At 72.8% G+C, this 17,743-nt stretch carries 18 protein-coding genes; 10 read left to right on the top strand and 8 right to left on the bottom strand.

Annotated elements, in window-relative coordinates; all coding sequences use genetic code 11:
* Positions 1 to 101 precede the first annotated feature (101 nt).
* The gene (locus ACWCP6_RS07160; RefSeq protein WP_450931354.1) at positions 102 to 575 is read right to left on the bottom strand and encodes a nitroreductase family deazaflavin-dependent oxidoreductase; all 474 of its coding nucleotides are present in this window, start codon (positions 573 to 575) and stop codon (positions 102 to 104) included.
* Positions 575 to 1,810: an acyl-CoA dehydrogenase family protein gene (locus ACWCP6_RS07155; protein WP_450931353.1), complete on the bottom strand. Its 1,236-nt coding sequence runs from the start codon at positions 1,808 to 1,810 to the stop codon at positions 575 to 577. Before ACWCP6_RS07155 ends, ACWCP6_RS07160 begins: the two co-directional genes overlap by 1 nt.
* Before the next feature lie 200 nt (positions 1,811 to 2,010).
* Between ACWCP6_RS07155 and ACWCP6_RS07150 the strand changes: the two genes are divergently transcribed.
* The 3 genes from ACWCP6_RS07150 (at position 2,011) to ACWCP6_RS07140 (ending at position 5,880) form a co-directional block, all read left to right on the top strand.
* Complete coding sequence (locus tag ACWCP6_RS07150; RefSeq protein WP_450931352.1) at positions 2,011 to 3,180, top strand: thiolase C-terminal domain-containing protein; 1,170 nt, start codon at positions 2,011 to 2,013, stop codon at positions 3,178 to 3,180.
* Positions 3,181 to 3,350: 170 nt separating this feature from the next.
* Positions 3,351 to 4,316, top strand: a complete 966-nt coding sequence (locus tag ACWCP6_RS07145; RefSeq protein ID WP_450931351.1) for a hypothetical protein — start codon at positions 3,351 to 3,353, stop codon at positions 4,314 to 4,316.
* A gap of 106 nt (positions 4,317 to 4,422) precedes the next feature.
* On the top strand, positions 4,423 to 5,880 hold the full coding sequence (locus tag ACWCP6_RS07140; RefSeq protein ID WP_450931350.1) for an amino acid permease: 1,458 nt from the start codon (positions 4,423 to 4,425) through the stop codon (positions 5,878 to 5,880).
* A 56-nt stretch (positions 5,881 to 5,936) separates the two neighbouring features.
* Here the strand turns inward: ACWCP6_RS07140 and hemC are convergent, their stop codons facing one another.
* The gene (hemC, locus tag ACWCP6_RS07135; protein WP_450931349.1) at positions 5,937 to 6,872 is read right to left on the bottom strand and encodes a hydroxymethylbilane synthase; all 936 of its coding nucleotides are present in this window, start codon (positions 6,870 to 6,872) and stop codon (positions 5,937 to 5,939) included.
* A gap of 86 nt (positions 6,873 to 6,958) precedes the next feature.
* Here hemC and ACWCP6_RS07130 point away from each other — a divergent pair, with 86 nt between their 5' ends.
* Positions 6,959 to 7,618, top strand: coding sequence for a pyridoxine/pyridoxamine 5'-phosphate oxidase (locus ACWCP6_RS07130; RefSeq protein ID WP_450931348.1), 660 nt, complete (start codon positions 6,959 to 6,961; stop codon positions 7,616 to 7,618).
* Here ACWCP6_RS07130 and ACWCP6_RS07125 read toward each other — a convergent pair.
* The 4 genes from ACWCP6_RS07125 to ACWCP6_RS07110 all read right to left on the bottom strand — a co-directional run bounded on the left by ACWCP6_RS07125 (position 7,596) and on the right by ACWCP6_RS07110 (position 10,377).
* Positions 7,596 to 8,477, bottom strand: coding sequence for a GNAT family N-acetyltransferase (locus ACWCP6_RS07125; protein ID WP_450931347.1), 882 nt, complete (start codon positions 8,475 to 8,477; stop codon positions 7,596 to 7,598). The genes ACWCP6_RS07130 and ACWCP6_RS07125 overlap by 23 nt on opposite strands.
* Before the next feature lie 86 nt (positions 8,478 to 8,563).
* Complete coding sequence (locus ACWCP6_RS07120; RefSeq protein ID WP_450931346.1) at positions 8,564 to 9,160, bottom strand: GNAT family N-acetyltransferase; 597 nt, start codon at positions 9,158 to 9,160, stop codon at positions 8,564 to 8,566.
* Positions 9,161 to 9,278: 118 nt separating this feature from the next.
* Positions 9,279 to 9,722, bottom strand: a complete 444-nt coding sequence (locus ACWCP6_RS07115; RefSeq protein ID WP_450931345.1) for a Zn-ribbon domain-containing OB-fold protein — start codon at positions 9,720 to 9,722, stop codon at positions 9,279 to 9,281.
* Positions 9,723 to 9,924: 202 nt separating this feature from the next.
* A complete protein-coding gene (locus ACWCP6_RS07110; RefSeq protein WP_450931344.1) occupies positions 9,925 to 10,377 on the bottom strand; it encodes a DoxX family protein in 453 nt (150 codons plus the stop codon).
* Between the two features lie 237 nt (positions 10,378 to 10,614).
* On the opposite strand from ACWCP6_RS07110, the gene ACWCP6_RS07105 reads away from it, so the two are divergent.
* The 5 genes from ACWCP6_RS07105 to ACWCP6_RS07085 all read left to right on the top strand — a co-directional run bounded on the left by ACWCP6_RS07105 (position 10,615) and on the right by ACWCP6_RS07085 (position 16,854).
* Positions 10,615 to 11,820, top strand: coding sequence for a flavin-containing monooxygenase (locus tag ACWCP6_RS07105; protein ID WP_450931343.1), 1,206 nt, complete (start codon positions 10,615 to 10,617; stop codon positions 11,818 to 11,820).
* Between the two features lie 249 nt (positions 11,821 to 12,069).
* Positions 12,070 to 12,750: a pyridoxamine 5'-phosphate oxidase family protein gene (locus ACWCP6_RS07100; protein WP_450931342.1), complete on the top strand. Its 681-nt coding sequence runs from the start codon at positions 12,070 to 12,072 to the stop codon at positions 12,748 to 12,750.
* Between the two features lie 183 nt (positions 12,751 to 12,933).
* Entirely contained in the window at positions 12,934 to 15,159 is a 2,226-nt protein-coding gene (locus ACWCP6_RS07095; protein ID WP_450931341.1) for an acetate--CoA ligase family protein, read from the top strand.
* A gap of 127 nt (positions 15,160 to 15,286) precedes the next feature.
* Positions 15,287 to 16,126: an enoyl-CoA hydratase/isomerase family protein gene (locus tag ACWCP6_RS07090; protein WP_450931340.1), complete on the top strand. Its 840-nt coding sequence runs from the start codon at positions 15,287 to 15,289 to the stop codon at positions 16,124 to 16,126.
* An 89-nt stretch (positions 16,127 to 16,215) separates the two neighbouring features.
* Complete coding sequence (locus ACWCP6_RS07085) at positions 16,216 to 16,854, top strand: flavin reductase family protein (protein WP_450931339.1); 639 nt, start codon at positions 16,216 to 16,218, stop codon at positions 16,852 to 16,854.
* 30 nt (positions 16,855 to 16,884) lie between these two features.
* On the opposite strand, the gene ACWCP6_RS07080 is transcribed toward ACWCP6_RS07085, so the two are convergent.
* Positions 16,885 to 17,406 carry a hypothetical protein gene (locus tag ACWCP6_RS07080; protein WP_450931338.1) on the bottom strand — a complete coding sequence of 174 codons (522 nt, stop codon included), beginning with the start codon at positions 17,404 to 17,406 and terminating at the stop codon, positions 16,885 to 16,887.
* Between the two features lie 226 nt (positions 17,407 to 17,632).
* Here ACWCP6_RS07080 and ACWCP6_RS07075 point away from each other — a divergent pair, with 226 nt between their 5' ends.
* Complete coding sequence (locus ACWCP6_RS07075; RefSeq protein ID WP_411977145.1) at positions 17,633 to 17,707, top strand: 50S ribosomal protein bL37; 75 nt, start codon at positions 17,633 to 17,635, stop codon at positions 17,705 to 17,707.
* Positions 17,708 to 17,743: the final 36 nt, after the last annotated feature.

Below are 17,743 nucleotides of genomic sequence, written 5' to 3'. Positions count from 1 at the left end.
CCGCCGGGGTCAGTGCCGTTGCACCGACTTCGACGTCGTCCTGTCTGCGCGCAGCGGCGGTTCGCGTGTCTCCTCCGCGGGCCGCCGCTGCCGCGCGTGCGTCACCTGCGAGTCAGCCTGAAGAGGCGGATCCGTCGCTCAACCCTCGCCTGGTAGGTCGCGTACGGCGGCCAGAAGCGCAGCACCGCGCGCCAGGCCTCCTCCCTCTCCTCCCCCTCCAGCAGACGCGCCCGCACCGGGATGTCCTGCGCCCGCCAGCTGATCTCGGCCTCCGGATGCGCCAGGAGGTTCGCCGTCCACGCCGGATGGCCGGGGCGGCCGAAGTTCGACCCGACCAGGATCCACGTGGACGTCGCCGGCTCCGGCATGCAGGCGAGCGGCGTACGCCTCGGCAGCCCGCTCCGCGCACCGCGCACCGTGAGCACGACGCCCGGCAGCATCGTGGCGCTGAGCAGCACCTTTCCGCGCGTGAGACGGTGCACCGCACGGTCCAGGGCGGGGATGAAGCGGGGCGCCACCTTCGCGAAGGCGCGGGTCGACGACACCTTCTGCACCAGCCGGACTCCGGGTGGCATCAGACCGCCACCTCCCGCACGGGGGCGGCCCCCGCGAAGAGACCGGCGCGCTCGGCGGCGTGCCCGCGCAGCCGGTGCACCGGGCCGAACAGCAGCTCGTCGCCCGCCGCCCGCTTGAAGTACAGATGGGCGTCGTGCTCCCAGGTGAAGCCGATCCCGCCGTGCAGCTGCACCGCCTCGGCAGCGGCGGTGCGCAGGGCCTCCAGCGCCTGCGCCAGCGCAAGGCCCCCGACGCGCTCGCCGGCCGCCCCGTCGCCCCGCTCTTCCGCCGGGCCCCCGCCGCCCGCGGCCCAGGCGCCGTAGTACGCCGCCGAGCGGGCCGCCTGCACCCGTACGTACACATCGGCCAGGCGGTGCTTCACCGCCTGGAAGGAGCCGATCGGGCGGCCGAACTGCTCGCGCTGCCCGACGTATTCGACGGTGCGCTCCAGGGCGCGGTCCGCCGCCCCGACCGCCTCCACGGCGAGCACCGCCGCCGCGGTGTCCCCCATGGCGGCCAGCGCCGCGGGCACATCGCACCGGTCGTCCCCGCCCAGCAGTTCGGCCTCGACGTCCCGCAGCTCGACACGCGCCTGCGGCCGTGTCTCGTCCAGGGACGTCCGGCGTACGCGGACCAGGCCGCCCGCACCCTCGCGCACAAGGAAGAGGAGCGTACGGGAGCGGGCGAACCCGCCCGTGTGCGCGGCCACGACCAGCAGGCCCGCACTGTGGCCGTCGAGCACCTGCTCGGCCTGTCCGTACAGCCGCCAGGCCCCGTCCCGCAGGGACGCCTGGACGCCGCCCGCGCGCCCGCCGCCGGACCAGTCGCCGTGGTTGTCGCCGGTGAGGCCGAGCGCCTCGGCGAGCCCCGCGCCCGGCACGGCGAGGGCCGCCGTCAGCGTGCCGTCGGCGATCCGGGGCAGCAGCGCGGTGCGCTGCTCGTGCGTCCCGAGGGCGAGCAGCAGGGGTGCGGCGAGGGCCGCGGTGGCGAGGAGCGGACTCGGCACCAGGGCACGGCCCGTCTCCTCGCAGGCGAGTGCGAGTTCGGTGGGGCCGCAGCCCACACCGCCGTACTCCTCGGGCACGGAGAGTCCGGGCAGCCCGAGCTGCCGGGCGAAGGCGCCCCAGAGGGCGGTGTCGTGGCCGGCGGGGCTGCGCACGGCCGCCTTGACCTCGTCGGGGCCGCAGCGTTTGGCGATCAGTTCGCGCAGGGTGCGGCGGATCCCTTCCTGCTCGGCGGTGAACGAGGCGTCCATCGGCACGCCCTCCTTATCTGACGGACCGTCACTCAAGGGGGCGTCATCGTAGGGCCGCCGACCCCAGATGGACAGGGACGCGGCCGCACGGCGGGCGCGGGGGCGGGGGCGGGGGCGGGGGCAACGGACCGCGGGGCGGCGAGGGACGGCACAGGCGGCGGCCTCCCCCGGAGCCATGTATCTGATGTACCGTCAGATTTATGACTTCAGGGAACCGCAGGGTCGCCGTCGTGGGCATAGCCCTCTCCGACTGCGGCCGGGTCGACGAGGCCACCCCCTACGCCCTGCACGCCCAGGCCGCGCGGCGCGCGCTGGCCGACTCCGGGCTGGAGCGGGACGTGATCGACGGTGTCGCGTCGGCCGGGCTCGGTGTCCTCGCCCCCGCCGAGGTCGCCGATTACCTGGGTCTGCGGCCCCGTTGGGCCGACTCGACCTCCGTCGGCGGGTCCACCTGGGAGGTCATGGCGGCGCACGCCGCCGACGCCATCGCCGCGGGCCACGCCAACGCCGTGCTGCTGGTCTACGGCTCCACCGCACGCGCCGACATCAAGGCGCGGCGCCGCACGTCGAACCTGTCGTACGGCGCCCGCGGCCCCCTCCAGTTCGAGGTGCCCCACGGGCACACCCTGATCGCCAAGTACGCCATGGCCGCCCGCCGCCATATGCACGAGTACGGCACCACCCTGGAACAGCTCGCCGAAGTCGCCGTGCAGGCAAGGGCCAACGCCGGCCACAACCCGGACGCGATGTTCCGCGACCCGATCACGGTCGACGAGGTGCTGTCGGGCCCGGTGATCGCCGACCCGTTCACCACACTGCACTGCTGCATCCGCTCCGACGGCGGAGCGGCCGTGCTGCTGGCCGCCGAGGAGTACGTGCCCGGCACCGCGAGAACACCGGTCTGGGTGCTGGGCACCGGCGAGCACGTCTCGCACACGTCGATGTCGCAGTGGGACGACTTCACGGTCTCCCCCGCGGCCGTCAGCGGGCGTCTCGCCTTCGAGCGGGCCGGGGTGCGCCCCCGGGACATCGACGTCGCCGAACTCTACGACGCCTTCACCTACATGACCCTGGTGACCCTCGAGGACCTCGGCTTCTGCGGGAAGGGCGAGGGGGGCGCCTTCGTCGAGAAGGGGCGGCTGCTGCGCGACGGCGAGCTGCCGACGAACACGGACGGCGGCGGGCTCTCGGCCCAGCACCCCGGGATGCGGGGCCTGTTCCTGCTCGTCGAGGCGGTGCGGCAGCTGCGCGGCGAGGCGGGCGAGCGGCAGGTGCGCAAGCCCGGCGGGGCCCTGCCGGAGCTGGCGGTGGCCTCCGGAACCGGCGGATGGTTCTGCTCGTCGGGGACGGTGATCCTGGCCCGCGGCTGAGCATATGCCCGCCACTTATTCCAGCCACCAATGGCGCGGAATCCGTGATTTCGGGTGACCCGTTTCGATCGAACTTGATTCTGAGTACTGTGTCATGTGCGGCCCGTGAAACGCATGTTGACCACGCGGGCCGTGCATGCTGACCAGAAAGTGGCGATCGGCGGGGGAACATGGCCGCGGGGCTGTTCGAGGGGCAATACGTATGGCATCCGGCAGCCGACGATCGTGAGCTCGCGGGTGCCTGTGTGGATGTGCGGGCCGGCCGCTACTTCAGTGCGCACGAGGTACTCAGACAAGCCCGCACGGATTTCGGTGTACGCGCCCACCGCTCCCTCGTTCTCGCCTCCGAAGCAGCGGATTCCGACCTCGCGGAGCGCTGGCTGGAGGAGGAACCGGGTCCCGAGTCGGCCCTCCTGTGGGCCCGGGTCGCCGCCCTGCGCACGCTGCGCGCCGCCGACACGCACGACGACCGCCTGGTCACCCTGGACCGCATCGCCCTGGCCGCCTGCGACCGCGCCGCGAACCTCGCCCCCCACGACCCCACACCCTGGGTGACCAGGCTCGCCCTCGCCCGTCTGGAGCGCCCGCGCGACCCGGCCCCGCGAGGGCTGCTGACCGCCCCGCCCGGCCCCTGGAAGCTGTTCTCCCACATCCTGCGGCTCGACCCCTGGAACCGCGAGGCCCACCACCGCTTCCAGTCGTTCTACTTCGCCAGATACGGCGGCTCCGTGAACGCCGCCTGGGACGTCGCCGCCTTCCTGGCCCAGCGGGCCCCGTCCTCCTCACCGCTGCGGCTGCTGCCGCTCGTGGCCCTGGTGGAGAGCCACAACCCCGCGTCCCCGCTGGCCGGCCGCATCTGGGAGGAGACCCAGTGGCGGTCCACGGCGCTCGGGACGTACCAGAACTGGCTCCCCCACGTACAGGACCGGCGCTTCCACCCCTTCACGCCCGTCCTGGACCTGGCCTATCTGGCCCATGCCCTGTTCATGGCGGACTGCGCGTTCGAGGCACGGGCGGTCTTCATGGCCATGGGCCCGTACGCCTCTCGCATGCCGTGGAGCGTCTTCGGCGACCCCGAGGAGCAGTTGAGCAAGGCCCGGCGCGCCTGCGGTCTCCCCGTTCCGCAGGCGCCGTGATCCCGTTCGTTCCCCTGCCCCCACCAGGAAGGCCGAGATTGTGCCCCGTTCAACAATTCCGGTGTCGTCGAACGCCGCACTCGACGACGATGCAACACTGCACGCAATGGGTTACCCCCGGAAACTGACCCGCCGTTTCCAGGCGTTCGACAATTTCGCAATATCTTTCACCATCATCAACATCATCTCGGGAATCTTCTCGTCCTTCGGCTTCGGAATGAACGCCGGCGGCCCCCGGATTCTCGTCTTCGGCTGGATCGCCGTCGCATTGATGGTCCTGTTCGTCGGCGCATCCATGGCCGAAATCGCATCCGCCTACCCGACGAGCGGGGCGCTCTACTTCTCGGCGGGCAAGCTTGCGAAGCGCCACAAGGGTGCCTGGTCGTGGTACACGGGTTGGCTGAATTTCGTGGGTCAGGTGGGCGGAACGGCGGCCACCGGATATGCGGCGGCGACGTTCATCCAGGCCTTCATCCACATGCAATGGCCGTCGTACGAGCCGAGCGGCCGGGAAACGGTCCTGATCACCACGGCGATCCTGCTGGTCCAGGCACTCGCCAACACCTACACGGTCCAGCTCGTCGCGCTGCTGAACCGTATTTCGGTGTGGTGGCTGCTCATCGGCATGATCGTGATCGTGGTCGCCCTGACCGTGGTCCCCGACCAGCACCAGTCGGCGTCCGTCGTCACCCACTTCGCCAACAACACCGGATTCGGCAACGGCGTGTACGCCGCCCTCCTCGGCCTCCTCGTCACCAGCTGGACGTTCACCGGCTTCGACGGCAGCTTCCACATGTCCGAGGAGACCGTCCAGGCCACGGTGAACGCCCCGCGCGGCATCATGCGCGCCATCGGCTACTCGGCGATCACCGGACTGCTGCTCATGCTCGCGCTGGTCTTCGCGATCCGCGACTACGCGCAGGAGGCGAAGGCGGCGGCGCCTCCCGTGCAGATCCTCGTCGACGGCCTGGGCATGACGACGGCGAAGCTCCTGCTCCTCGTCGTCATCGGCGCGATGCTCTTCTGCGGCCTGGCCAACATGACCAGCAACGCCCGCCAGATCTTCGCCTTCTCGCGCGACGGCGCCATGCCGGGCTCCCGCTGGTGGCACACCGTCTCGTCGCGCACCCGCACCCCCGTGAACGCGGTCTGGCTCGCCGCCGCCTGCTCCGTCCTGCTGGTCGTGCCCGGCTGGTGGTCCCACACCGCGTTCACCGCGATCGTCAGCGTCAACGTCGTCGGCCTCTACCTGGCCTACGCCGTACCGGTCTTCCTGCGGCTCCGGCTGAGCGACGCCGAGTTCGAGCGGGGCCCCTGGCACCTCGGCCGCTGGAGCAAGCCGGTCGCCGCGGTCGCCGTCGTCTGGATCGTCCTCAGCAGCATCCTGTTCATGCTGCCGCAGGCCGCACCGATCAACGCGACCAACTTCAACTACGCCCCGGTCGCCCTCGTGGCGGTCCTCGTCATCGCCACCATGTGGTGGTTCGCGACGGCCCGCCGCCGCTTCCAGGGCCCCGTGAGCTACGGCAGTCCGGACGAGGTCGCGGCGATGGACCTCGTCTGACCGCGGACCGGGCGTTCACGGCGCGGCCGGGCAACGCCCCGGCCGCGCCGCTCCGTTCAGTGCGGGATGCCGTCGATCAGCTCGCGCGCGCCCTGGCGCAGCAGCGCCACCGCCACGGACGTTCCGAGCGTCGCGGGGTCGAGCGGTCCCGCCCACTCGTGCGCGTTGAGCACGGTCTTGCCGTCGGGTGTGAACACACAGGCGCGCAGGGACAGTTCCCCGCCCCTGCCGGCCCGCGCGTACCCGGCGATGGGCGAGTTGCAGTGGCCCTGCAGAACGTGCAGGAACATGCGCTCCGCGGTGGCCTCGCGGGTGGTGTCCGCATGGCCGAGGTCGCTCACCGCGTCGATGACCGTCGTGTCGTCCTCCCGGCACTGGAGCGCCAGGATGCCCGCGCCGATCGGCGGCATCATCGTCTCGGGGGACAGCACCTCGGTGATCACGTCCGGGCGGCCGATGCGCTCCAGGCCGGCCGCGGCGAGCAGCAGCGCGTCGGCCTCGCCGGCCGCCAGCTTCTCCAGACGCCGGTTGGCGTTCCCGCGGAACGGCACGCACTCCAGGTGCGGGTGCGAGGCGGCGAGCTGAGCGACCCGGCGTACCGACGAGGTGCCGATCCGGGTTCCGGCCGGAAGCTCGTCCAGGGTGAGGCCGCCGGGGTGGATCAAGGCGTCGCGGATGTCGTCGCGTTCGAGGAACGCCGCGAACATGGTCCCGGCCGGGAGGGGCCGGTCGGCGGGCACGTCCTTGACGCAGTGCACCGCGAGGTCCGCCTCGCCCGCGAGCAGCGCGGCGTCCACCTCCTTGGTGAACGCGCCCTTCCCCTCGACCTTGGACAGGTCGCCCATCCACTTGTCGCCGGTCGTCTTCACCGGAACGACCTCGGTACGGGTACCGGGGTGCAGCGCGGCCAGTTCGGCGCGCACACGCTCCACTTGGGCCAGCGCCATCGGCGAGTCGCGCGAGACGATACGGATCAGCTCAGGGGCGGACATGGCGCCCACCTTAGACCTGCGGCCCGGACCGCGGTGCCGTTCCGGCCGACGTGGCGCAGCCGCCGTCCGCACTGTTGGATGAGGGCATGAGCGATCTTCACAGCGTGCTGCGGACGCTGCGCGTCTGGGACGTGCCCGAGCTGCCGGACTTCGACACGGACGGCGCACCGGGGGAGCCGCTCCCCCTGTTCACCCGCTGGTTCGAGGACGTCGTGGCGGCGGGCCAGACCGAGCCGCACGTGATGTCCGTGGCGACGACGGACGAGGACGGGCTGCCGGACGTGCGGTACGTGACGCTGCACGGGGCGGACGAGCGCGGCTGGGTGTTCGCGTCGCACGCGGGCAGCCGCAAGGGCCGCCAGCTGGCCGCGCGGCCCCATGCGGCGCTCGGCTTCTACTGGCCCGTGCAGGCGCGCCAGGTCCGGGTGCGCGGCCGGGTGGACGTGGCACCGCCCGAGGCCGCCCATGCCGACCTGCACGCCCGGTCTACGGGCGCGCTGGCAGCGGCGCTGGTGGGGCACCAGAGCGAGGTGCTCGGCTCCCGCGCGGAGTTGGCGGAGGCGTCGGCGGCCGCCTGGGAGCGGGCGCGGGCGGAGCCGGACGCACCGGTGCCGTCCTGGACCGTGTACGTGGTCGACCCGGACGAGGTCGAGTTCTTCCAGGGGGACGAGCAACGGCGGCACGTCCGGCTCCGCTACCGGCGCACGGCGGACGGCGGCTGGCTCAAGGAGCTGCTGTGGCCGTGAAGGCGTACGACGCGAAGTCCCGGACCGGGCGGTAGCCGATGCGCCGGTAGAGGGCGTTGCTGGTGGGGTTGGCGAGGTCGGTGAAGAGCAGCACCTCGTCCGCGCCCGCGGCGCGCGCGGCACGGCCGGCCTCGGTCGTCGCCGCACCGGCGTAGCCGCGTCCGCGCAGTTCGGGCGGGGTGTAGACGGTGGCGATGCGGACCTGGCCCGCGATACGCGGGGTGGCACTCGCCATGGCCACCGGCACGCCGTCCGTCTCCCAGAGGGTGACACCGCCCTGTGCGATGCGCGCCTCGGCCCAGGACTCCGGTGCGGTCCCGGGTGCCTCACCGATCGCCTCGCCGAACGCGCCGTACCAGCGCGCCAGCAGCTCGCGGTCCCCCTCGGCCGCGGGCCGGGCCCGGCCTGCGGGGGCCGGCTCGGGCGGGGTGGGCGTGCCGAGCCGGTACAGGCGCTCCCGCCGGTGCAGCACGGTCGTGGTGCCGGTGCGCCGGGACCACTCGGTGGCGAAGGCCTCCGCCGTTGCATGGACGGCGGTGACGCCCGGCAGCCCGGGGCATGCGTCCGTCGCTGCGAGCCGGGCGGCCAGGGCGGCCGCAGCCTCCTCGGACACCACGCCCAGAACGAGTCGATGGGGCGGCGTCCGCAGGAACGCGCCGCGGACCGCGCCGCCCACGGTCAGCGTCCCGAAGAGCGGCGCCCCCTCCCCGTACACCTGGACGCCCGATCCCCGCAGGGCCTCGCCGACGCTGAGCAGCACCGTGTTGAGCGCCGGTTCGGCCCGCAGGCACTCGTCGGCCCGGTCGAGGAACACGTCCAGGTCGTCGGTGAACTGCCAGCCGTCGGTGGTGGAGGTCATGCGACACCACTACCAGGCGCGGGTGCGCCCCCGCACGGGATTTCCGCGGCCTGCGGGGGCTCCGTCGCCTCCCGGGTGGGCGCGTGCTAGACGCCCGGCACCTGGTCCGTGGCGAGCCGGGCGTGCAGATGGGCGTCCCGGAAGGCGTCCCGCCGGTGGGCCTCGAACATCGCGCCGCGCAACGTGCCTTCGTACACGTACCCGCAGCGCTCGGCGATCCGGCACGAGGCCTCGTGCCCGATTGCGTGATCCAACTCGATGCGGTTCAGGCCGATTTCGGCGAACCACCAGGCGCTCGCCAGCTTCAGGGCACGGGTCGCGATGCCATGTCCGCGCGCCTCGGGAAGGATCCAGTAGCCGACGCGGCCGTAGCTCAGGGCGTGGTCGATGAAGTTGAGGCCGACGTGCCCGAGGACCGCCCCGGTCTCCTGGTCGGTGACGCAGAAGGAGGAGGTGGTACCGCCCGCGTCGCCCTCGGCGCGGGTGCACAGCGCGGCGCGGGCGCCGTCCAGGTCGCGCACCGGCCGGAGCGGGGTGTTCCAGCGCTGGAAGTCCGGGTCGGAGTGGCCGCGCAGCCAGGCCTCGGCGTCCTCCTGGGACTGCGCCCGCCAACGCCTGAGGTGCAGGCCGCCGCCGGATATGACGGCACTTCCGGAGTCATGGGTCTCGTGCAGATCGGTCATCGGACCATTGAACAACGGACCAGTGGAGAAGCCCGCATACAGCACCACGGGCCGCGGCCGCACCCGGAGCGGAAGCCCGTGTTCAGCTCCACGGCCCGCGTTCGGCATCGCGCGCGGGTCACCCCGGTGCGGGACGGAAGACCGGGACGGTCTCCGGCGTATCGGGGTCCCGGCGGAACGCGACCTCCAGCTCCATGCCGATCCGCAGAGCGGTCTCCCCGCCTGCCCCGCAGTCCACGATTTCCGTCATCATCCGCGGCCCCTCGGCGAGGTCGACGACCGCGGCGACGTACGGGGTGCGCGCGCCGAACGGCGGCAGGTCGTTGCGGTGCACGACCGACCACGTGTACAGCGTGGCGCGCCCGCTCGCGGGTTCCCAGACGACGTCCGCGCTCCAGCAGTGCGGGCAGAACTCGCGCGGGTAGTGGTGCGCGCGCCCGCAGTCCCGGCAGCGGCGCAGCAGCAGCCGGCCGGCGGCCGCCGCGTCCCAGTAGGGACGGGTGAAGGCGTCGGGTTCGGGAAGGTCGTGGCGGGCGCCGGCGCCGCCGGCCGTGGTCGTCATGGGCGGAGTCCGATCGCAGGGCGGGTGGGGGCGAGGTGCACCGGAATGACGAGGCGCACCGGAAAGGCGGGGCGCGACCGGTGAGCGGGGTGCACCCGGCGGGTGAGGCGCACCCGAGGGGCGAGGCGCACCAGACGGGCGAAGTACACCCGGCAGGCGGGGCCCACCCGGCCGGCGGGGCGCACCGGAAAAGCGGCGCACATCAGGAGAAGAGCCCTGTCACGTGGTCGAGGGACCAGGCCTGCCAGGACATGCCGAAGAACCCGACCAGCGAGATGAGCGCCATCATCGCGTTCTGCCCCTGCTCCGCCCAGTCGTGGATCATGAGGACGAGATAGAGGAGGTTGAGGACGAGGCCGCCGAGCAGCGCGACCGGCGTCAGGAATCCGCTGATCAGGCCCAGTCCCAGGGCCAGTTCGGCGTAGACGACGACGTAGGCCATCGTCTTCGGGCGGGGCGCGACGACGGCGTCGAAGCCGCTGCGCACCGCGTTCCACCGGTGCTCGGCGGCGACGCCCGCGGCCCACGCGATGCCCGTGCCGCGTTCGAACCAGCCCTTCCGGTCCTTGTGGCGCCAGCTCTCCAGCCACCACAGACCGAGGCCGATGCGGAGCACCGCGAGCCACTCGGCCCCGCTGAGCCAGATCGAGTCCATGCCCGGGCCCCTTCCGGTCGGGACGCTTCCGACACACATTTCTGACGGTACGTCAGTTCAGCGCATGGGACACGGTGCACGCAAGACGTCGTACGGCACCCACGCACAGCAGGCGACATCACGGCAAGGGGTGAGGATGTGACGCAGGTCGCACACATCCCACCCTGTGATCAATTCGCAACCGATTTCCGTCTTGGTCGAGACCCATCAAGTGATCGCACGATTACGCTCCCGCACATGGCCGACCTGACCGCCCGGACCACGACCACCCCGAGCAGCTCCCGAGCAGCCGCGCACCCCGTGTACGTCATAGGCGGCGGCCCCGGCGGGCTCGCCGCCGCTTACGCGCTGCGCGCCCGCGGGATACGCACGGTCCTGCTGGAGCGGTCCGACCGGGTCGGCGCCGCCTGGCGGGGGCACTACGACCGGCTCCATCTGCACACCACACGGCGCCTGTCGTCCCTTCCCGGGCTGCCGATGCCACGCTCCTTCGGCAGGTGGGTCGCGCGCGACGACATGGTCCGCTACCTGGAGAAGTACGCCGACCACCACGGCCTGGAGATCGTCACCGGCGTCGAGGTGACCCGCGTCGAACGCACACCGGACGAGGAGGGCTGGCTGCTGCGGGCCACCGGCGGACGGGAACTCGTCGGCAGCGCGGTCGTCGTCGCCACCGGCTTCAACCACACTCCGCTCCTGCCGGACTGGCCGGGCCGCACGGCGTACGAAGGTGAGCTGCTGCACGCCGCCGAGTACCGGAACGCCGCCCCCTTCGCCGGCAAGGACGTCCTCGTCGTCGGCGTGGGCAACACCGGCGCCGAGATCGCCGTCGACCTCGTCGAGGGCGGTGCGGCACGCGTGCGGCTCGCCGTGCGCACCCCGCCGCACATCGCGCGCCGGTCCACGCTGGGGTGGCCGTCGCAGGCCTCGGGCATCCTGTGCCGCCGCCTTCCGGTGGCCCTGGTCGACCGGCTGGCCCGGCCCCTGCAGAAGCTCTGCGTACCGGACCTGTCGGCCCACGGGCTGCCGCGCCCCGACACCGGCCTCTACACCCGCGCCAAGGCGGGCGCGACCCCCGTGCTGGACATGGGCCTCATCAAGGCCGTGCGCCGGGGGCGGATCGAACCCGTCGCCGCCGTCGAGTCCTTCTCCGGCCGCACGGTCCGGCTCTCCGACGGCACGGACCTCACCCCGGATGTGGTCATCGCGGCCACCGGATACCGGCGGAACCTCGAGGGCCTCGTCGGTCACCTCGACGTCCTGGATCCCCGGGGGCGTCCCACCGCCCACGGCCGCCGCTCGCCGCAGCACGCCCCGGGCCTCTACTTCACCGGCTTCACCCAGCCGATCAGCGGCATGCTCCGCGAGCTCGCGATCGACGCCGAGCGCATCGCCAAGGCAGTGGCCCGCGGGGCGGCCCGGCGCAGCGTCGGGCGGGCCTGACCACCGCGGCCCGACCATGGACGCGCCCCGTCACCGGGCACGCCCCACCACCGTCCACGCCCGGCACCCGACCACCGTCGCTCATCCGCGCCGCACCACCGCCCGGCACACCTGGACCCACCCGACCACACTCGCTGATTTCGTTGCCATCGTGACTTGCAACCACGAAAACAGTCGCCACCTAGGCAGGAATCCACCGAATCAGTATGCTCGCGCCATAGTCGCTCCCCGGCCCGAAGAAGGACTGGCATGACCGCCCATCCGCCGCACCGCCCGCTGTCCGACACCGACCGGACCACACACCGGCGACTTCGGGAGCAGGGCCGTACGGAACGGGCCGAGCTCGACGCCATCCTGGGCGCGGGGTTCGTGTGCCATCTGGGCGTCACCGTCGACGGCTCCGTGATGGTCGTGCCGACGGTGTACGGAACCGACGGCCGCACCCTCTACTTCCACGGCTCGGTGGCGAGCCGCAGCCTCGCCTCCTCCCCCGGGGCGTCCGTCTGCGTGACGGTCACCCACGTCGACGGACTCGTCCTGGCCCGGTCGGTCTTCGAGCATGGCGTCAACTACCGCAGCGCGATGATCCACGGCACCCCGCGCCCGGTCACCGACCCCGACGAGAAGCTCGCCGGCCTGCGCATCCTGACCGAGCACGCGACACCCGGCCAGTGGGACTACGCGCGCCGCCCCAGCCGCAAGGAGCTCGCCGCCACCGCACTGCTCGCCCTCTCCCTCGACGAGGCCTCCGTGAAGATCCGCACGGGCCCGCCGGACGACGGCGACGGCCCCGACGCCGGACTCGGGCTCTGGGCCGGAGTCCTCCCGCTCCACAGCACCTGGGGCACCCCCGAACCCGACCCCGCCCTGCCCCCGGGCGTACCGGCCCCACCCCATGTCTCCGTGCGTGCGGGCACCTCCGCGACGTAGCGAAGCGACACCCGGAGCGCCGCGCACGGTGCGGCCGGTGCGGTTCATGTGCCCCCTGCGCCGGGTACCACCTACCCGACCCCTCGCACTCCTTTGCCTGCAGGCCCATTCCTGACGGGGCGTCAGTTCAGTAATCTGACTATGCGTCAGTTATGTTGCTGTCACACAGGAGCGGGCGGACCGATGCTTGGATCTACTCACGGCACCCTCACCACCGACTCCCGCCGCGCACGCGTCGTGGCCTGCGGCGAATCCTCGGCGACCGTCGTCCACGGCACCGCGGCCACCGCCGACGACGTGGACGTCAGCGGTCGCCCGCTGCACGCCGACCTACCCGACCTGGACCGGTTCTTCCACCCCGAGTCCGTCGCCGTGATCGGCGCTTCGGACGCCGAGGGCCGTCCGAACACCGGTATCACCAGGCAACTGCTCGCCTGGGCCGAGCGCGTGGGCGCCCGGCTCCACCCCGTGCACCCCACACGCGGATCCGTCTTCGGCATCCCCTGCTCCCCCAGCGTCGCGGACCTGCCGGAGCAGGTCGACCTGGCCGTGCTGCTGGTCGGCGACCCCCTGCCCGTGATCGAGGAACTGGGCGAGGCCAAGGTCAAGTTCGCCGTCGCCTTCGCCTCGGGCTTCGCCGAGACCGGGGCCGACGGCGCCGCCGCGCAGTCCCGCCTCGCCGCGGCCGTACGGCGCTCGGGGCTGCGCCTTCTCGGCCCCAACACCAACCTCAACGCCTTCGAGAGGTTCCGCGACGACCTGGAAGGGCCGGCGATCGCGCTGATCACCCAGTCCGGGCACCAGGGCCGTCCCGTCTTCGCCCTCCAGGAAATCGGCGTACGGCTGTCGCACTGGGCGCCCACCGGCAACGAAGCCGACCTGGAGACCGCCGACTTCATCTCCTACTTCTCGGAGCAGCCCGAGGTCGGCGCCATCGCCTGCTACGTGGAGGGCCTGAAGGACGGGCGGTCCTTCCTGCTCGCCGCGGACCGGGCCGCCCGCAACGGCGTGCCCGTCGTCGCCGTCAAGGTCGGCCGCACCGAGACCGGGGCGCGCACCGCCGCCTCGCACACCGGCAAACTGACCGGCGCCGACGCGGTGGTGGACGCGGCGATGCGCCAGTACGGCGTGATCCGCGTCGACGGGCTCGACGAACTCCAGGACACCGCCGCCCTGCTGGCCCGGGCGCGCACCCCACGGGCCGACGGCGTGGTCGTCTATTCGATCTCGGGCGGCACGGGCGCGCACTTCTCGGACCTGGCGACGGAGGCGGGGCTGCGGCTCCCGGCCCTCTCCGCGGCCAAGCAGACCGAGCTGCACCAGTGGATACCGGAGTACCTGAACGTCGCCAACCCCGTCGACAACGGCGGGCACCCGGTCGGCGACTGGCGCGGGCGCAAGATCATTGACGCGATCCTCGCCGACCCGGAGGTCGGCGTGCTCATCTGCCCCATCACCGGGCCCTTCCCGCCGATGAGCGACAAGCTGGCGCAGGACCTGGTGGACGCGGCGGAGCGGACGGACAAGCTGGTGTGCGTGGTCTGGGGGTCGCCGGTCGGCACCGAGGAGGCGTACCGGACGACCCTGCTGGGGTCCTCGCGCGTCGCGACCTTCCGCACCTTCGCCAACTGCATCACGGCGGTCCGCGCCTACCTCGACCACCATCGGTTCACCACCGCCTACCGCTCGCCCTTCGACGAGGCGCCGCGCTCCCCTTCGCCCTCCTTCCGCAAGGCGCAGGCCCTGATGCGCCCGGGCCACCAGCTCAGCGAACACGCGGCGAAGCAGCTTCTGCGGGCCTACGGGATCCGGGTGCCGCGCGAGCAGTTGGTGACCAGCGCGGCGGCGGCCGTGCGGGCGGCCGGGCTGGTCGGCTACCCCGTCGTGATGAAGGCGTCCGGCGCGCAGATCGCCCACAAGACCGAGCTCGGCCTGGTGAAGATCGGGCTGACCTCGGCCAGCCAGGTCCGCGACGCCTACCGGGAACTGACCGACATCGCCCGGTACGAGGGCATCTCCCTGGACGGCGTGCTGGTCTGCCAGATGGTCGAGCGGGGCGTCGAGATGGTCGTCGGTGTCACGCACGACTCCCTCTTCGGGCCGACCGTGACCGTGGGGCTCGGAGGCGTGCTCGTCGAGGTGCTGCGCGACACCGCGGTGCGGGTGCCGCCCTTCGGCGAGGACCAGGCCCGGACGATGCTCGGCGAACTGCGCGGACGCGCCCTGTTCGACGGGGTCCGGGGGGCGCCCCCGGCCGATGTCGACGCGCTCGTCGAGGTCGTGCTGCGGGTCCAGCGCATGGCGCTGGAACTCGGGGACGAACTCGCCGAGCTCGACGTGAATCCGCTGATGGTGCTGCCGCGGGGGCAGGGGGCCGTGGCGCTGGACGCCCTCGCCGTGTGCCGGTGACGGCCCGGCCGCCCGCACACCGCCGCCGTCCCCGACACCCACACCCACGCCGATGCCGGTACGGGCGCCGGCACGGCCACCCGCACCGGCACGGCCGCCACCCCTCCCCGCGAAACGGAGCACTCCCATGTCCGACTCCCCCCATGAGTCCCCCGAGGAATCCCCTGCCGAGGACTCCCCCGAGTCATGGGTACTCCACGCCACTGACAACGGGGTCTCGTGGATCACGCTCAACCGGCCCGCGGCCCTGAACGCCCTGACCCGCGACCAGCGGGAGCGGATCGTCGAGCTGCTGGCGCAGGCCTCGGCCGACCCGGACGTACGGGCCGTCGTCCTCACGGCCACGGGCAAGGGCTTCTGCGCGGGTGCCGACCTGCGCGGGGCGCCCGTGGTGCGCGAGCGCGTGGCCGGGGACGTGGCCCGGACGATCCGGGACGGTGCGCAGCGGCTCATCGGTGCGGTGCTCGACTGCGAGAAGCCGGTGATCGCCGCCGTGAACGGGACGGCGGCCGGGATCGGCGCCCATCTCGCCTTCGCCTGCGATCTGGTGATCGCCGCGGACACGGCACGGTTCATCGAGGTGTTCGTACGGCGCGGGCTCGTCCCGGACGGCGGCGGCGCCTATCTGCTGCCCCGGCTGATCGGGCCGCAGCGGGCCAAGGAGCTGCTGTTCTTCGGCGACGCCCTGCCCGCGGCCGACGCCGAAAGGCTGGGTCTCGTCAACCGCGTCGTACCGGGCGACGAGCTCGTCAAGACGGCGCGCGACTGGGCCGAGCGGCTGGCGCAGGGCCCCACACGCGCCCTTGCGCTGACGAAGCAGCTCGTCAACGCCTCGCTCGACTCGGACCGGACGGCCGCCTTCGCCGCCGAGGCGATGGCCCAGGAGATCAATATGACGACGGCGGACGCGAACGAGGGCGTGGCCGGCTTCGTGGAACGGCGCACGCCCCGGTACGAGGGACGGTGACCGCGCGCGCCCCAGGGTCTGTCGTCACATTCCCGTCCGCCCCGTCCAGTCGATACTCGGCCTTCCTATCTGACGACTCGTCAGGTTCAATGGGTGGCGTGATGGGACACGCAGGGATGGCGGCCACCGTCGTCCGATACCTCAGGTCGGTCGGGGCGCCCACGACGGCGGACCCGTACGAGACGCTGCCGCGCCCGGATCTGCGTACGGTCGGCGACGACGAGCGCGCGCCGGTGGAGGCGGCCGAATTCCGGCGGGTCCTGGGCCACTTCGCGACCGGCGTGACCGTGGTCACCGCACCGGCCGCGGACGGCGAGGACGGCCCGGCCGGCTTCGCCTGCCAGTCCTTCTCCTCGCTCTCGCTCACCCCTGCGCTGGTCGCCTTCATGGTCGCCCGTACGTCGACGACCTGGCCACGCATCGCCCGTGCGGGCGTGTTCTGCGTGAACGTCCTGGGTGAGCACCAGGGCGACCTCTGCCGCGGTTTCGCGGTGAGCGGCGCCGACAAGTTCGCCGGTGTCGACCACGAGCCGTCCCCGGTCTCCGGTTCCCCGCTCCTGACCGGCTCCACCGCCTGGATCGACTGCACGGTCCAGGCCGTGCACACGGGCGGCGACCACCTCATCGTCGTGGGCCGCGTCGACGCCCTGGGCACCCCGGACGACGATCCGTGCGCCCCCGGCCCGCTGCTCTTCCACCGCGGACGGTTCGGCCGCTTCAGCGGCTGAGCGGGCGCCGCGGGCTGCGCGCCGCGGGCATCACACGAGCGCGCGCAGCAGGCCGCCCACCAGCACCCCGGCGATCACCAGCGTGCCCCAGCCCAGGATGCGGGTGCAGAGGCGGACCGGACGGCCGGCCCGTGACCGGGTGACGGCGACATGGGCCAGCAGGGCCGCCGGAGTCATGACGACCAGGAGGACGACCGCCCACTCGGGCAGGGTCGCCGGCGTGAACCAGTCGTCCGGATCCGGCTCCCGGCCGGGGCCTGCGAGCAGGGCCGGGAGCATCGGCGGGCCGAGGGCCGGCACCAGCCACACCGTCGTGGCGACGGGCACGGTCCACCACGGTGTGCGGCCCAGGACGACGCGCCCCGCCCAGTGCGCGAGCAGGACCGACGGCATGACGTACACCGCCGTGAAGACCAGCGCGGCGACCACCGCGAGGGCGATCAGGACCGGCAGCGTGACGACGGTCTCGGAGAACGCGACGTCCGGCGGATCCAGCAGAACCGTCAGCGCGTGACCCAGCCCGGCCTCCACCGCCAGGGTCACGACCGCCACGGCCGCACCCTCGACGGCCTCCCGCGAGAGCCCCCGTCCCTCACGGGACGCATCCACCGGCACAGCCATCACCCCCCTCACGACCGTGGGACCCGGTCAGGGAGATCATCCGTCGGCCGGCGGGGCCGCGGCGCACCGGGGTCCCGACGGCTCCCCAAGCGACCCGGCAGGACCCCTCCTAGACTGGCACTGCACCGAAAGCTCCGGACATAGGGAGACATCCGTCATGTCCACACGAGGGAACAAGCGGCGCGCACGCAAGAAGAAGAAGGCGAACCACGGCAAGCGCCCCAACGCCTGACGGACAGGGGCCCCGCGGGGCCCCCCGCCCGGTCCC

It is taken from the genome of Streptomyces sp. NPDC002004, from assembly GCF_053593975.1.
The sequence above is the reverse complement of the archived record's forward strand: the minus strand, read 5'-3'. Positions and strand labels throughout refer to the sequence as shown.

What these genes read in the sequence shown, in the direction of transcription:
- ACWCP6_RS07085 (WP_450931339.1), top strand. Translation starts at nt 16,216, where the DNA reads ATGGGTGGCGTGATGGGACACGCAGGGATGGCGGCCACCGTCGTCCGA.
- ACWCP6_RS07150 (WP_450931352.1), top strand. Translation starts at nt 2,011, where the DNA reads ATGACTTCAGGGAACCGCAGGGTCGCCGTCGTGGGCATAGCCCTCTCC.
- ACWCP6_RS07125 (WP_450931347.1), bottom strand. Translation starts at nt 8,477, where the DNA reads ATGACCTCCACCACCGACGGCTGGCAGTTCACCGACGACCTGGACGTG.
- ACWCP6_RS07110 (WP_450931344.1), bottom strand. Translation starts at nt 10,377, where the DNA reads ATGGACTCGATCTGGCTCAGCGGGGCCGAGTGGCTCGCGGTGCTCCGC.
- ACWCP6_RS07155 (WP_450931353.1), bottom strand. Translation starts at nt 1,810, where the DNA reads ATGGACGCCTCGTTCACCGCCGAGCAGGAAGGGATCCGCCGCACCCTG.
- ACWCP6_RS07160 (WP_450931354.1), bottom strand. Translation starts at nt 575, where the DNA reads ATGCCACCCGGAGTCCGGCTGGTGCAGAAGGTGTCGTCGACCCGCGCC.
- ACWCP6_RS07130 (WP_450931348.1), top strand. Translation starts at nt 6,959, where the DNA reads ATGAGCGATCTTCACAGCGTGCTGCGGACGCTGCGCGTCTGGGACGTG.
- ACWCP6_RS07145 (WP_450931351.1), top strand. Translation starts at nt 3,351, where the DNA reads ATGGCCGCGGGGCTGTTCGAGGGGCAATACGTATGGCATCCGGCAGCC.
- ACWCP6_RS07100 (WP_450931342.1), top strand. Translation starts at nt 12,070, where the DNA reads ATGACCGCCCATCCGCCGCACCGCCCGCTGTCCGACACCGACCGGACC.
- ACWCP6_RS07140 (WP_450931350.1), top strand. Translation starts at nt 4,423, where the DNA reads ATGGGTTACCCCCGGAAACTGACCCGCCGTTTCCAGGCGTTCGACAAT.
- ACWCP6_RS07105 (WP_450931343.1), top strand. Translation starts at nt 10,615, where the DNA reads ATGGCCGACCTGACCGCCCGGACCACGACCACCCCGAGCAGCTCCCGA.
- ACWCP6_RS07115 (WP_450931345.1), bottom strand. Translation starts at nt 9,722, where the DNA reads ATGACGACCACGGCCGGCGGCGCCGGCGCCCGCCACGACCTTCCCGAA.
- ACWCP6_RS07095 (WP_450931341.1), top strand. Translation starts at nt 12,934, where the DNA reads ATGCTTGGATCTACTCACGGCACCCTCACCACCGACTCCCGCCGCGCA.
- ACWCP6_RS07120 (WP_450931346.1), bottom strand. Translation starts at nt 9,160, where the DNA reads ATGACCGATCTGCACGAGACCCATGACTCCGGAAGTGCCGTCATATCC.
- ACWCP6_RS07090 (WP_450931340.1), top strand. Translation starts at nt 15,287, where the DNA reads ATGTCCGACTCCCCCCATGAGTCCCCCGAGGAATCCCCTGCCGAGGAC.
- hemC (WP_450931349.1), bottom strand. Translation starts at nt 6,872, where the DNA reads ATGTCCGCCCCTGAGCTGATCCGTATCGTCTCGCGCGACTCGCCGATG.